This is a genomic window from Salinisphaera shabanensis E1L3A, assembly GCF_000215955.2.
In the GTDB taxonomy this organism is placed as follows: domain Bacteria; phylum Pseudomonadota; class Gammaproteobacteria; order Nevskiales; family Salinisphaeraceae; genus Salinisphaera; species Salinisphaera shabanensis.
Window position 1 is genome coordinate 108,990 of the sequence record NZ_AFNV02000009.1, and the last position, 12,790, is coordinate 121,779.

16 protein-coding genes are annotated in these 12,790 nt (G+C 62.6%); 13 read left to right on the top strand and 3 right to left on the bottom strand.

Going from position 1 to position 12,790, the window contains the following annotated elements:
• The first annotated feature begins 202 nt into the window (after positions 1-202).
• The 13 genes from SSPSH_RS07460 to SSPSH_RS07520 all read left to right on the top strand — a co-directional run bounded on the left by SSPSH_RS07460 (position 203) and on the right by SSPSH_RS07520 (position 10,753).
• Complete coding sequence (locus tag SSPSH_RS07460; protein ID WP_006915496.1) at positions 203-1,114, top strand: phasin family protein; 912 nt, start codon at positions 203-205, stop codon at positions 1,112-1,114.
• Between the two features lie 133 nt (positions 1,115-1,247).
• Positions 1,248-2,180 carry an ArsR family transcriptional regulator gene (locus tag SSPSH_RS07465; RefSeq protein WP_006915495.1) on the top strand — a complete coding sequence of 311 codons (933 nt, stop codon included), beginning with the start codon at positions 1,248-1,250 and terminating at the stop codon, positions 2,178-2,180.
• On the top strand, positions 2,177-2,917 hold the full coding sequence (locus tag SSPSH_RS07470; protein WP_006915494.1) for a TVP38/TMEM64 family protein: 741 nt from the start codon (positions 2,177-2,179) through the stop codon (positions 2,915-2,917). Before SSPSH_RS07465 ends, SSPSH_RS07470 begins: the two co-directional genes overlap by 4 nt.
• 54 nt (positions 2,918-2,971) lie before the next feature.
• Entirely contained in the window at positions 2,972-3,478 is a 507-nt protein-coding gene (locus SSPSH_RS07475; RefSeq protein WP_006915493.1) for a Na+/H+ antiporter subunit E, read from the top strand.
• Positions 3,475-3,765, top strand: coding sequence for an MrpF/PhaF family protein (locus SSPSH_RS07480; RefSeq protein ID WP_006915492.1), 291 nt, complete (start codon positions 3,475-3,477; stop codon positions 3,763-3,765). Before SSPSH_RS07475 ends, SSPSH_RS07480 begins: the two co-directional genes overlap by 4 nt.
• Positions 3,766-3,807: 42 nt before the next feature.
• On the top strand, positions 3,808-4,122 hold the full coding sequence (mnhG, locus tag SSPSH_RS07485) for a monovalent cation/H(+) antiporter subunit G (RefSeq protein WP_006915491.1): 315 nt from the start codon (positions 3,808-3,810) through the stop codon (positions 4,120-4,122).
• Positions 4,123-4,292: 170 nt separating this feature from the next.
• Positions 4,293-4,859, top strand: coding sequence for a DUF4040 domain-containing protein (locus SSPSH_RS07490; RefSeq protein WP_006915490.1), 567 nt, complete (start codon positions 4,293-4,295; stop codon positions 4,857-4,859).
• A complete protein-coding gene (locus SSPSH_RS07495) occupies positions 4,859-5,311 on the top strand; it encodes a Na(+)/H(+) antiporter subunit B (RefSeq protein ID WP_006915489.1) in 453 nt (150 codons plus the stop codon). The genes SSPSH_RS07490 and SSPSH_RS07495 overlap by 1 nt, the downstream gene beginning before the upstream one ends.
• On the top strand, positions 5,308-5,832 hold the full coding sequence (locus SSPSH_RS07500) for a cation:proton antiporter subunit C (protein WP_006915488.1): 525 nt from the start codon (positions 5,308-5,310) through the stop codon (positions 5,830-5,832). The genes SSPSH_RS07495 and SSPSH_RS07500 overlap by 4 nt, the downstream gene beginning before the upstream one ends.
• Positions 5,829-7,319, top strand: a complete 1,491-nt coding sequence (locus SSPSH_RS07505) for a monovalent cation/H+ antiporter subunit D family protein (protein WP_006915487.1) — start codon at positions 5,829-5,831, stop codon at positions 7,317-7,319. Before SSPSH_RS07500 ends, SSPSH_RS07505 begins: the two co-directional genes overlap by 4 nt.
• Positions 7,316-8,773: a monovalent cation/H+ antiporter subunit D family protein gene (locus tag SSPSH_RS07510; RefSeq protein ID WP_006915486.1), complete on the top strand. Its 1,458-nt coding sequence runs from the start codon at positions 7,316-7,318 to the stop codon at positions 8,771-8,773. Before SSPSH_RS07505 ends, SSPSH_RS07510 begins: the two co-directional genes overlap by 4 nt.
• 20 nt (positions 8,774-8,793) lie before the next feature.
• Positions 8,794-9,057, top strand: a complete 264-nt coding sequence (locus SSPSH_RS07515; protein ID WP_006915485.1) for a hypothetical protein — start codon at positions 8,794-8,796, stop codon at positions 9,055-9,057.
• 1 nt (position 9,058) lies between these two features.
• On the top strand, positions 9,059-10,753 hold the full coding sequence (locus SSPSH_RS07520; RefSeq protein ID WP_021031564.1) for a Na(+)/H(+) antiporter subunit D: 1,695 nt from the start codon (positions 9,059-9,061) through the stop codon (positions 10,751-10,753).
• Positions 10,754-10,805: 52 nt separating this feature from the next.
• Here the strand turns inward: SSPSH_RS07520 and dnaQ are convergent, their stop codons facing one another.
• The 3 genes from dnaQ to SSPSH_RS07535 are packed head-to-tail and all read right to left on the bottom strand — an operon-like array spanning position 10,806 to position 12,756.
• Positions 10,806-11,531, bottom strand: a complete 726-nt coding sequence (gene dnaQ, locus SSPSH_RS07525; protein ID WP_006915483.1) for a DNA polymerase III subunit epsilon — start codon at positions 11,529-11,531, stop codon at positions 10,806-10,808.
• A gap of 38 nt (positions 11,532-11,569) precedes the next feature.
• Positions 11,570-12,010 carry a ribonuclease HI gene (gene rnhA, locus SSPSH_RS07530; RefSeq protein ID WP_006915482.1) on the bottom strand — a complete coding sequence of 147 codons (441 nt, stop codon included), beginning with the start codon at positions 12,008-12,010 and terminating at the stop codon, positions 11,570-11,572.
• Positions 12,007-12,756 (bottom strand): class I SAM-dependent methyltransferase, encoded by a 750-nt coding sequence (locus SSPSH_RS07535; RefSeq protein ID WP_006915481.1) that lies wholly within the window; start codon positions 12,754-12,756, stop codon positions 12,007-12,009. The genes rnhA and SSPSH_RS07535 overlap by 4 nt, the downstream gene beginning before the upstream one ends.
• Between the last annotated feature and the right edge of the window lie 34 nt (positions 12,757-12,790).

A 12,790-nucleotide genomic window follows, 5' to 3' on the forward strand; every position in this document is an offset into this window, starting at 1 on the left:
GGTCGCAGTCTGCGGCCGGGGTCTGGAACTCGGGCCGATACGGTAGCGTACTGTCGATAACGCCACAATCGGCAAAGCGCCTGCGCATGCGCGAACCGCGCAAGCATGCCCTGCGAGTTCTGTAACACTGCGCAGTGTTTTGACAGCTCGCACGGCGCGTGCTTATCTACGTTTTCCTTTTAACGCAAGGCGAATCCAGGTCATGGCGAAATCCGATAACCGCATCAGCAAATTGCGCAAAGATGTAGAGAAGCTGCGCAAGAACTACACCGGTGCATTCACGTCGGCCAATCGCGCGGTCTACGACGGAATCGAACAACTCGCCGAGCACGAACTCGCGGCTTTGAAGACCCACTACGAACAGGCAATCGCAAGCCTCAAGACCCTGCGCAAGGGGGGCGCGCCGCGCGAGCTTGCCGTCGCTCAGCTGCAGCTGATTCAGGACACTATTGACCGGATCATGAATAACGCGCGCGAGAGCATGGCGATCCTCGACAGCACGCGCTCGAAGATCAACGAAGAAATTCGCCGCAACCTGGAAGGCAGCGAACAGCTTACCCAGGACGCTGCGGTGCAAACCAAGGCCGAAGCCAAGACGCAGGCAACCCAGGCCAAAAAGCGCAAGACGCAGGCCAAGCGCAAGACCAACCAGACCGCGAGCGCCGCCAAGGCCAAGGCCAGCACGACCGCCTCGAAGGCTGAGTCCGCGGCCAGCGATGCCGCAGCCAAGGCTGAAAGTGCAGCGCCGGCCAAGACGAAAAGCACCGCCAAGAAACGTACCGCGTCGTCTAAGTCCAGCAGCGGTAAATCCGGCACCGGCGCGACGAAAGCCAAATCCACAACGAGCAAGCGCGCCGCGTCAGCAAAGTCATCGACTGCGAAAAAGACCACCGCAACCCGCAAAAGCGGTGGCACGACGGCAAAGACCGGCACGAAGAAATCGACGACGACTCGCAAACGCAGCAGCGGATCGACTGCAGCCAAACGGGGCAGCGCTTCGAGTTCTAGTTCTTCGAATTCGAATACGGCAGCGTCGAGCACGCCGAACAGTTCGGCCTCTTCGTCGGACTCCAATAACGATAGCAGCAGCAGTAACAACTCGACCTCCAGCTGAATCGGGTATCCTGTCGCCCGCCGGGCCGCTCTTTACGGGCGGCCTTTTTTTATTGGCGCTGCGCTATTGGCCTTGATCGTCGGGCCCCGTAGCGGGTAGCCGTGATACCGCTTCTATCTCCGGTTCGTTGCCAATGCTCGATCTTGCCGACAGCACACAGCTATTGCGCCTGCTGGCCGAGCCAACACGGCTGCGGCTGTTGCTGTTGCTTATCGACCAGCCCATGACGGTGGCCGAACTCACGAATGTGACCCAGCTCACTCAGAGCCGGGTATCGAGCCACCTGGCGCGTCTACGCGAAGCCGAACTGGTCCAGGACCGCGCCGTGGCGAACGCGCGTTTCTACAGCGTCGACGTCAAACGCTGGCGTCACGACATGCGCCCGTTGTGGGGCGCGCTGCTCGATACGCTGGACGATTCGGTTATCCACCGCGATCGCGAACACGCCGCGGCGATCGTGCGCCAGCGCAGCGCGCGCAGCAGCTGGGTGGAATCGGTCGCGGGTAGCATGGAGCGCCAGTATTCGCCTGGGCGCACCTGGGAGGCCATGAGCCGGGCACTTATCGAACTGCTCGACCTTGGCGACGTGCTCGATATCGCCTCGGGCGATGGCGTGCTGGCAGAGCTGCTGTGCCGCCGTGCCCGGCACGTGACCTGCGTCGATCGCAGTGCCGCCGTAATCGACGCCGCACGTACGCGCCTGGGCAAGCAGGCCAACGTCGGCTTTCGAATCGGCGATATGCACGCCTTGCCGTTCGACGATGCGAGCTTCGATCAGGCGTTTCTTTTGCATGCGCTCAGCTATAGCGAGACGCCGCAGACGGCGTTGGTCGAGGCCGCGCGGATACTACGCCCCGGCGGACGGCTCACGCTCGCCACGATCGGGCGCCACGAGCATGCCTCGACGGTGGCCGCCTATGACCATGTCAATCTCGGATTCGAGGTGGCACAGCTCAGCGATTGGCTCGAAAAAGCCGGCCTGCACGTACATGACTGTGCCGAGCGCGCCCGCGAGCCGCAACCACCCTATTTCCGAGTGATCACCGCCAGTGCGAGCAAGCCATGAGTGAACAATCGTCGCGCCGCAGGTCGCGGCTGATCGCAGGCGCTATCTGGGGCGCGCTGCTCGTCGCCGCTCTGGTGTGGATCTATGTGCAGGGGTTGTCGATTCGCGAGATCATGCGTTTGGTCTACGAATACGTGGTCGACAATCCGTTCGCACCACTGGCCTATATCGTGATCTACGGGCTGCGTTCGCTGACTTTTTTCCCGGCCATGTGGTTGACCATCGCGGCCGGCAGCCTGTTCGGCTTCGGGCCCGGACTGGTCTATGCACTGATCGGCGAAAATCTATCCGCGAACATCGCCTACTTCATGGCCCGCTTCTTTCGCAGCGAAGAACACGCCCAGGACCACAAGAACCCCCGCATCGCCGCGTTCCGACGGCTGCTCGTCGAGCAGGCCTTCCCGACCACGGTGGTCCTGCGCGCCTCGTTCTTGCCGTTCGACCTGGTCAACTACGCCTGTGGGCTGCTGCGCGTGCCCTGGGTGCCCTACTTCCTGGCCAGCATCATCGGCATGCTGCCACCCATGATCACGTTCGTGAGCTTCGGCGCGACCGTCAACCTGCCCGACCTGCTCGCGCAGCAGACGTTCTCGCCCGAGCAACTCATTGACGCGAAACAGCTGATGATTTCGGGCGGCCTGCTGGTGGCCAGCGCCGTTATCGCGTTTTTCGCGCATCGCCGCCGCAAGACGCTCGCGGCCCGGGCCGAACGCCGGGCCGACGCCGATTCCGATTGACGGGAACCCGGGCGCTTTGTAGCCTTCAGTCAAGCAACTTCTTTCGGGGACCGCGTGCGCTATCTGCTCGGGCTGATCATCGGCGCTGCCACCCTGTGGCTCCTATTGTCGGGCGTTTACAAGCCCATCGTGCTTGGCCTGGGCGGCTTTTCGGTGCTGTTCTGTGCCTATGTATGCCATCGCATGGGCATCGTCGACCGCGAGAGCGTGCCGCTGCATCTGCTTGCCCGGGTGCCGCTGTATGCGCTCTGGCTGGGCGGCGAAATCGCCAAATCCAACTGGGATGTCGCCAAGCGCATCGTGTTGCCCGGGCGTCGTATCTCGCCGACGATCGTGCGCCTGCGCGCCCATCAGTCGAGCGAGCTCGGCCAGGCGGTATTCGCCAACTCGATCACTCTGACGCCCGGCACGGTGACCGTGGCGCTGCGAAGCGGTGACGCCATCGTGCATGCAATAACCGCAGACAACGCCACGGATATGGAAGGCGGCGACATGGACCAGCGTGTACGCCGGCTCGAACGCCCCTTTGGCGCGCCCGCTCGCCGCGAGGCCAGCCAATGATGTTTCTCGTTGCCATTATCGCCGTTGTGGTCACCATGCTGCTGATCCTGGTGCGCGCCCTGCTGGGGCCAACGGTCTACGACCGCATCCTGGCCATCAATCTGTTCGGCACGAAGACCGTGCTGTTCGTGGCTGTGTTGGGTTTTCTAAACGGCCGCCCGGAATTCCTCGATCTCGGCCTGATCTACGCGCTGATCAATTTCATCGGCACGGTGACGGTGCTCAAGTTCATGCAGTACGGCGATCTCGGCTGGGAAGCCGCCAGCAAGGAAAAGCCCGATGTATAAGGCTGGCCGTCATCCGTATCGCACCGTTCGACGGGTTCTGCGATGAATGCTCTGATCGATACCGCGAGCTGGATTCTGCTGGCCGGCGGCGCGCTGTTGAGCGTGATCGGCGGTATCGGCATGCTGCGCATGCCCGATTTCTATACCCGTATGCATGCCGCATCGGTCACCGATACCGGCGGCATGATCCTGATGCTTGCGGGCCTGATGCTGCAGGCGGGGCTCACGCTCGTAACCGCGAAGCTGGTATTCGTGATGCTTTTTCTGCTGATCACGAGCCCGACCGCGACCCATGCCCTGGCCCGCGCCGCGCTGGAAGACGGGATCGAGCCGCAAGTCGATCACGATAAGCGTTGATGCACGCCCCGACCGACAACGGCCGGGCGTTTGTCGACGCCCGCTACCCCGGCCTGCGGATTGCGATCCGTGCACGGCGCGGGGGGGTGGTGTAGCATGAGGCCGTCGCCACGCCAGCACCCCGTGACGAAGCCTTCGTCGCCGCGGTTCACCGACAACAGGATTGCCAAGTGACCACGGATATCGCGCTCAACATTGTTCTGCTGAGCTTCATGGCGATCGTCGGCCTGGCGATCGCACGGCTGCGCAACCTGTTCCCTGTGGCCATGCTCACCGGCCTGTACAGCCTGCTCTCGGCCAGCCTGTTCACGCTGCTCGACGCCGTCGATGTCGCGCTTACCGAAGCCGCCGTCGGCGCCGGCGTGACCACCGTATTGTTTCTGGCCACCTTCGGGCTTACTCGGGCTCGTGAAAAGCCCGTGCCCCGGTCGCGCACGCTGATCGGACTTTGCGTAACGGTCCTGACCGGCGCCGTTCTGATCTACGCGAGCCTGGATATGCCGCACTTCGGCGCCGCCGATACACCGGTGCAACAGCATCCGCTACGGGACCATTACCTGAAAACGGTCAGCGATGAGATCGACGTACCCAATACCGTCACGGCAGTACTCGGCAGCTATCGTGGCTACGATACGCTCGGCGAGGTGGTGGTGGTATTCACGGCCGGCATCGGCGTACTCATGTTGCTGGGCGTGGCTTGGCGGCGTCCGAACAAGTCTGCGGAGCGCAATCGCTGATGCGTGAACATACCGTCTTGCGGGTGGTCACCAAGCTGTTGATCGCCCCGATCATTCTCTTTGCGCTGTATGTCCAGTTCCATGGCGACTACAGTCCCGGCGGCGGCTTTCAGGCCGGCGTGGTGTTCGCCGCCGCGATTATTCTGTATGCCTTGATTTTCGGTCTGGCCGAGGCACGCCGGGCGGTATCGCCCAACCTGCTGCGCATCACCGGCGCGCTCGGGGCGCTGATATTCGCCGGCACCGGCGTCTATGCCATGCTTCGGGGCGGCAACTTTCTCGACTACGACTATCTCGCCCACGATGCGATCCACGGCCAGCATTACGGGCTGCTGCTGGTCGAGTTCGGCGTCGGGCTGACCGTGGTGTCGGTCATCACATCGATCTTTTACGTCTTTGCCGGCCGCGGCCGCCGCAACGACGACGAACAACCGCCCGGGGACGCGCGATGAGTCTGGCGTCGATCGCCGATAACTTCTTCGGCCTGTTCAATTACTGGGTGGTCATCGTGCTGATGATGATCGGTTTCTACACCGTCATCTCGCACGACAACCTGGTCAAGAAGCTCATCGGTCTGAACCTGTTCCAGACCGCGGTGTTCGTGTTCTATATCAGCATGGGCAAGATCAGCGGTTCGACCGCGCCCATCCTCATGTCCGGCGAGGGCAGCGAAGACGCGCTCTATGCCCATCCGCTGCCCCATGTGCTGATCCTGACCGCGATCGTGGTCGGGGTATCCACCACCGCGCTGGGCCTGGCGCTGGTGGTGCGTATCAACGAAGCCTACGGCAGTATCGAGGAAGACGACGTGCTCGAGGCCGACTTCGAGACCCAGGAAGAAGAAACCGAGGAAGAAGCCGAGCGTACGGCCCGTGCCGAGGCACGCCAGGAGCGCGAAAGCGCACAGCAGGACCACGACGACGGCCGTGAAGAAGAAGACGAAGCAGACGACGATCGGGAGACTCGCTCGTGATCGAAGCCTTTTTCGCCCAGATGCCCGCCCTGGTCATCGTTCTGCCGCTGCTGGCTGCGCCCCTGTGCGTGCTGCTGCACCGTGGCGGGCCCTCGTGGTTCGTCTATCTGCTCACCACCTGGGCCTGTTTCGGTCTGGCGTTTCTGCTGTTCGTTCAGGTCAAGATCGGTGGGCCGATCAGTTACGCCATGGGCGGCTGGTCGCCGCCGTTCGGCATCGAGCTGCGCCTGGACGCGCTCAATACCGTGGTGCTGCTGCTGGTTACCGGCATCGCCGCGATCAGCAGCGTCTATGCCAAGGCCAGCGTCGCCGCCGAGATTGCCAGCGAGCGCGCCTATCTGTTCTATGCCGCGCTGCTGCTGTGTTTCTGTGGCCTGGCCGGCATCACGGTCACCGGCGATGCATTCAACCTGTTCGTATTCCTTGAGATTTCGTCGCTGTCCTCGTATGCGCTGATCGCGATGGGCTCGAAGCGTCGGGCGCTGCTTTCGGCGTTTCAATACCTGATCATGGGCACCATCGGCGGCACCTTTCTGCTGATTGGTATCGGTTTTCTCTACATGATGACCGGCAGCCTCAACATGGCCGATATCGCCAGCCGTCTGCCCGCGGTTGCCGATACGCGAACCGTCGAAGCAGGGCTCGCCTTCATTGTGGTTGGCACCAGTCTCAAATTCGCGCTATTCCCGGTGCACGTCTGGCTGCCCAACGCCTATACCTATGCGCCCTCGAGCGTGAGCGCGTTCATCGCAGCCACCGCCACGAAGGTCGCGGTCTATGCGCTGATGCGTTTCCTGTTCACCGTATTCGGGGCCGCCTATGCCTTCGACCGGCTGCCGCTGGGCGAGGTGCTGTTGGTCTTGTCTGTCGCCGCGATGCTGTCGGGCTCCATGGCCGCGATCTTTCAGACCGACGTCAAGCGTCTGCTGGCGTGGTCGAGCATCGCCCAGATCGGTTACATCGTGATGGGCTTCGCGCTGGCCAGCAGCGCCGGCGTATCGGCATCGGTGGTACACATGGTCAACCATGGCCTGATCAAGGGTGCCCTGTTCATGGCCGTGGGGGCGATGTTCTGGCGCCTGCGTACGATCTCGCTCAACGATATCGCCGGGCTGGGTCGCCAGATGCCGATCACCTCGGCCGCATTCGTCGTCGCCGGGTTGTCGTTGATCGGCGTGCCGGCGACCGGCGGCTTCATCAGCAAGTGGGTGCTACTGGAAGCCGTGATCGCCCCCGGCCACTACTGGCTTGCGGCGGCCATACTCGTGAGCTCACTCATGGCACTGATCTATATCGGACGTGTCGTGGAGGTACTGTATTTCCGTGAGCGACCGGAAGGACGGCCCGACGTAGGCGAAGCCCCCGTGCTCATGCTGGTCGCGACCTGGACTCTCGTACTCGCGAATATCGCGGTTGGCCTGTATGCGACACCGCTGATCGCGGCCGCTCAGCGGGCAGCCAGTGCGGTGCTGGGAGACGGCTCATGAGTGCGCATTGGCTAGGCTGGCTGGTGGCGTTCCCAGCGCTCATGAGCTTGCTGGTGGCTGCGTGCGGCCGCTGGCCGAATCTGCGGGAAAGTATCAGCGTGGCGACGGCGGTGGCCTTGTTCGCAGGGATCGCGCTCTTCGTCGAGCCGGTCACCGCGGGCGCGCGCCCCTCCCTGACCCTGTTCGAGGTGCTGCCCGGTGTGGGGCTGACATTCACACTTGAGCCACTGGGGCTGCTTTTTGCCCTGGTTGCATCCGGGTTGTGGTCAGTGACCACGATCTATGCCGCCGGCTACATGCGCGGCAATGAAGAACATGCCCAGACCCGCTTCTTCGTGTGCTTCGCGCTGGCCATATCTGCGGCCATCGGGATTGCGTTCTCCGGCAACCTTCTGACGCTGTTCATCTTTTACGAGATGCTCACGCTGTCGACCTATCCGCTGGTCACCCACCACGGTGATGTCGAATCGCGTAACGGCGGCCGGGTGTATCTCGGCATCCTGTTGACCACGTCGATCGGCTTCTTTCTGCCCGCGATCATCATCACCTACCTGATCACCGGCAGCATCACCTTCGACGAGGCCGGGTTGTTCGGCGAGGCGGGCCTCAGCGTGCTGGGCGCCGGCGCACTCTATGCGCTGTTTCTGTACGGCACCGGCAAAGCCGCGCTCATGCCGTTTCATCGCTGGCTGCCGGCCGCGATGGTCGCGCCCACGCCGGTATCGGCACTGCTGCACGCGGTGGCCGTGGTCAAGGCCGGTGTATTCATCGTACTCAAGCTCTCGGTGTACGTATTCGGCGTTCAGTTCCTGGCCGATACCGGGGCTTCCGAATTGATGATGTGGGTGGCCGCCTTCACCGTTCTCGGCGCGTCACTGATCGCGATGACACGGGATAACCTCAAGGCGCGTCTGGCCTATTCCACGGTCAGCCAGCTTTCGTATATCGTGCTCGGCGCGACCATGGCCTCGAGCTTCGGCATTCTGGGCGGCGGCATGCATATCGCCATGCACGCCTTTGCCAAGATCACGCTGTTCTTCTGCGCGGGCGCGATCTATACCGCAACCCACCGTAAATATGTCAGCGAGCTGGACGGGCTCGGCTATGCGATGCCGATCACGTTCACGGCGTTTTTCATCGCATCGGTATCGCTGATCGGTATTCCGCCCATGGGCGGTATCTGGAGCAAGTGGTATCTCATGGAAGGCGCGGCCGATTCGGGCCATACCGCTATCATCATGGTGCTGGCGCTGAGTTCGCTGCTCAATATCGTCTATCTGCTGGAAATTCCAACGCGGGCGTTCTTTCACAACCCGCGCCCGGATACACCCCGGAACTGGCATGAAGCACCCTGGGCCTGCGTGATTCCGCTATCGATCACGGCGACCGGTTGCATCGTCTGGTTCTTCTATCCGTTGCCGTTTCTCAAACTGCTTGCGCCGTGGGCGCCGTAGCAATACGAGGTGAATTCGCCATGTTGATCGAACGCAACCCGCAGCAGTACCGCCGGCCAAGCACTCCTGCACGTACCCACTGGGCGCGCGCGCTCTATGTCGTATGCGCGCTCACCCTCGTACCCAGCCTGTTCATTCATCCGCACGCAGAGTTCGGCTTTGCAGAAATGCCGGCATTCCACGCCGTGCTGGCGTTCGTGACCGGCGTAGTGCTGGTACTGGCTGCCATCCTGCTGCGCCGCCTGATCATGCGCGGCGAAGACTACTACGAGCACCGCACCTGACATGCTCCCTGCCTGGTTGAATAACCCGGGGATGCTGCTGATTATCGCCGGCAGCGTGATTCCCCTACTGCCCTACCGGCTGCGTATGGTCGTACTGCTGGGCGCGCCTGCCGCGAGCCTGCTCTGGCTCTGGCAGATTCCGCTGGGCACGACCACCACGATGGAACTGCTCGACTACACGCTCACGCCGCTGCGCGTCGACGGTCTCGCCTTCACCTTCGGCGTGATCTTCAACGTGGCCGCCTTCCTGTCCGGCGTGTACATGTGGCATACCCACAGCCGCCTGGAGCCGGCGGCCGCGCTGATCTATGCCGGCTCGGCGCTGGGCGCCGTACTCGCCGGCGATCTGATCACGCTGTTCATGTTCTGGGAAGTCACCGCGATTGCCTCGGCGCTGTTGCTGGTCATCCGCGGACTGCGCGACGCCATGATCGTGGCGCGGCGGTACCTACTGGTACAGATCGGTTCCGGCATGTTCCTGATGGGCGGCGCGGCGATCTATATTCATGCCACCGGCGATCTGGCCTTCGGTCATCTCGGTCTGGACGCACCGGGCAGCTGGCTGATCCTGCTCGCGTTCGGCATCAAGGCGGCGTTCCCGCTGTTGCATAACTGGCTGCAGGACGCCTACCCGTCCGCAAGTGCAACCGGCACGGTGGTGCTGTCGGCATTCACGACCAAAATGGCGATTTATGCGCTGGCGCGCGGCTATGCCGGCACCGATCTGCTGATTCCCATCGGCGCGGTGATGACGATCTTTCCGATTGTCTATGCCATGCTCGCCAACGACCTGCGCCGGGTCTTGTCCTACAGCCTGAACGTGCAACTCGGCTTCATGGTCGTGGCGGTGGGCATTGGCACCGAGCTCGCCATCAATGGCGCTGCCGCCCACGCGGTGACCCATATTCTCTACAAGGCGCTGCTGTTCATGGCCATTGGCGCGGTGCTGCGTCAGACCGGTCATGTCCGCGCGACCGAACTCGGCGGGCTGGCCCGCCAGATGCCGTGGACCGCGGCGTTTTGTGTGATCGGTGCGGCGTCGATCAGCGCATTCCCGTTGATGGCCGGGTTCGTGAGCAAGTCGTTGATTCTGGCAGCCGTCGCGCACGAACACTGGGCTGGCACATGGATTACGCTCACCGCCGCGTCGGCTGGGGCGCTGATGTACGTGGGTATCAAGATCCCGTATTTCGCCTTCTTCGCCCCCAACGACCAGATTGAATGCGACGAGGCGCCGCGCAACATGCAGATCGCCATGGGCCTGACTGCGGTTGCCTGCATCGCGCTCGGGCTGATGCCCTCGTTGCTGTATTCGATCCTGCCGTACCCGGTGGACTACAACCCGTATACCGCCAGTCATATCGTCAGCCAGCTACAGCTGCTGGCATTCTCGGCGCTGGTGTTCTGGCTGGCATGGCGGGCCGGGCTTTATCCGCTGCCCAAGCGTGCCGTGCATCTGGATACCGACTGGGTCTATCGCATGCTGCTGCCACGCTTCGGCTATGTCGCCGAGCGCGTGTATCACGCAGTGGTCACCAAATTCGGCAGCGGCGTGAACAGCGTTGCTGCCCGCGGCATGGGACGACTACGCCTGCGTTATGACGCGCGCGGAGTCATGTCGCGGACATGGAGTACCGGCTGGATGGCGCTCTGGGTCGCGTTGTTACTGGTCGTCTATCTCGTGCTCTACTACTGATCGAGTTGCCACCGCCTTGCCGGTCGCGGCGTAGCCTGCTGGCGAAGGTGGGCTAGGCTTCGTCGAGGCTGCGCCATAGACAACGATCGCCGCTGGCTTTAGCCAGCATATCGAGATAGCGCGCATGGGCGGCCTGCTCGTCTTCGCTGGCTCGGGTCACACGCGGGCGGGTTGCTGCCTGGGCAAGATGCTCGGCCAGACCCGCGGTAGCCAGGGCGCCGCTTTCGGCGCTGTCTTCGGCGGCGAGACCGATATCGATCTGCCCGCCGGTCATCGATAGATAGACATCGCCCAGAAGCTGCGCGTCGAGCAGCGCACCGTGCAATTCACGATTGGAGTTGTCGATCTCGAAGCGCTTGCAAAGCGCATCCAGACTGTTGCGCTGGCCCGGGTAGAGCTGGCGCGCCTCGACCAGCGTATCGATCACCGGCTGACGCGACTCGAGCGCCACGTGGGCCGGATTGACCGCCTTGAACTCGTGATTGAGAAAGCCCAGATCGAATGGCGCGTTGTGGATGATCAGTTCGGCGCCTTCGAGGTACTCGGCCAACGTCTGAGCAATCTCGGCAAAACGCGGCTTGTCCTCGAGAAATTCGAGGGTGATGCCGTGCACATCGATCGCACCCTGATCGATTTCGCGATCCGGATGGATATACAGATGCAGATCGTTGCCGGTAAGTCGGCGATTGGCGAGCTCAACACAGCCCACTTCGATGATGCGATGGCCCTGGGCGGGTTCCAGGCCGGTGGTTTCGGTATCGAGAACAATCTGTCGCATAGGCTTTCGGTCAAGTTACGTGGGCGAGCAAACGGGCTCTAACGTTTCAGCTCATCAATGCCGCGGTTGGCCAGCGCATCAGCGGCTTCGTTGCCTGGGTCGCCACTGTGGCCTTTCACCCAGTGCCATTCGATCTCATGACGCTGGGTGGCTTCATCCAACGCCCGCCAGAGATCGTCGTTCTTCACCGGTTTCTTGGCCGCCGTTTTCCAGCCGTTGCGCTTCCAGTTGTGCATCCAGCTGGTAATGCCCTGGCGGACATAATTGGAATCGGTATGCAGCTCGACACGGCAAGCACGCTTGAGCGCATTCAGCGCTTCGATGGCCGCCATCAACTCCATTCGATTGTTCGTCGTGTTGGCTTCGCCGCCGCATAGCTCGCGGGTATTTTCGCCGTGGCGCAGCAGCGCGCCCCAGCCCCCCGGCCCGGGATTGCCGCGGCAGGCGCCGTCCGTATAGATCACTACAGGTTCGCTCATCGGCGGCATCTTACGTGATGCGAGGCCTGGCGCGCCAAACCGACGGCCGCGCGTTTGCGCTGTCCCGGCAACGGTTTGCGAATCGGCGTGCGCGGCGCAACCTGACGGCGCGCAAGCAGCGCATAAGACTGCGCACACCAGGCGATACAGCGCGCGCTGCGTCGATCCTCGCCCACGCGATGATAACCACCGAAGAACGGGAAACCGAGACCATAGCGAACCAGGCGTTCGGGCTCGAATTCCAGCAGACGCAACCAGTCGTAGAGACGAGACGCGCTAGGCGGGGCCGAGCACGGCTGAAAACGCGGCGCGCGCCGTGCGGGCAAACGCTGTCGCATCGCCCACAGCGACCACGGATTGAATGCCAGGATCACCAATTGGCCGCGTGCGTTGAGTACCCGTGCACATTCGCGCAACAACACATGCGGTTCGGCGACCTGTTCGAGCGCATGGGCGAGCACCAGTGCATCGACGCTGCCGCTTGCCAGCGGCAGATGCCGGCCATCGAAGCCGACATCGGCACGACAGGCCGATCCGAAGCCTAGCTGCCACTGACACAATGTGCCGGCGCTGGCCAGCGTCGCACGTTCATGCCCCCAGCTGCCGATCTGCACACAGCGGTAACCGGTCAGATTCGGCAACAACTGCGCCAACACCCGCCGCTCGTACTGCAGGAACAGTCGCGCACGCGGCGTGGCAAGCCAGTCGGCGGAGTCGGTGTATTGGCCAGGCAGGAATCGAAACAATTGATTTTGCCTCAGGCGGTTGGCAACATTCGCG

Excerpts from the sequence above, each read along its gene's own strand:
- rnhA (WP_006915482.1), bottom strand. The coding sequence starts at position 12,010 with ATGAGCGAACCTGTAGTGATCTATACGGACGGCGCCTGCCGCGGCAAT.
- SSPSH_RS07500 (WP_006915488.1), top strand. The coding sequence starts at position 5,308 with ATGAGTCTGGCGTCGATCGCCGATAACTTCTTCGGCCTGTTCAATTAC.
- SSPSH_RS07470 (WP_006915494.1), top strand. The coding sequence starts at position 2,177 with ATGAGTGAACAATCGTCGCGCCGCAGGTCGCGGCTGATCGCAGGCGCT.
- SSPSH_RS07495 (WP_006915489.1), top strand. The coding sequence starts at position 4,859 with ATGCGTGAACATACCGTCTTGCGGGTGGTCACCAAGCTGTTGATCGCC.
- SSPSH_RS07480 (WP_006915492.1), top strand. The coding sequence starts at position 3,475 with ATGATGTTTCTCGTTGCCATTATCGCCGTTGTGGTCACCATGCTGCTG.
- SSPSH_RS07510 (WP_006915486.1), top strand. The coding sequence starts at position 7,316 with ATGAGTGCGCATTGGCTAGGCTGGCTGGTGGCGTTCCCAGCGCTCATG.
- SSPSH_RS07460 (WP_006915496.1), top strand. The coding sequence starts at position 203 with ATGGCGAAATCCGATAACCGCATCAGCAAATTGCGCAAAGATGTAGAG.
- SSPSH_RS07465 (WP_006915495.1), top strand. The coding sequence starts at position 1,248 with ATGCTCGATCTTGCCGACAGCACACAGCTATTGCGCCTGCTGGCCGAG.
- mnhG (WP_006915491.1), top strand. The coding sequence starts at position 3,808 with ATGAATGCTCTGATCGATACCGCGAGCTGGATTCTGCTGGCCGGCGGC.
- SSPSH_RS07520 (WP_021031564.1), top strand. The coding sequence starts at position 9,059 with ATGCTCCCTGCCTGGTTGAATAACCCGGGGATGCTGCTGATTATCGCC.
- SSPSH_RS07515 (WP_006915485.1), top strand. The coding sequence starts at position 8,794 with ATGTTGATCGAACGCAACCCGCAGCAGTACCGCCGGCCAAGCACTCCT.
- dnaQ (WP_006915483.1), bottom strand. The coding sequence starts at position 11,531 with ATGCGACAGATTGTTCTCGATACCGAAACCACCGGCCTGGAACCCGCC.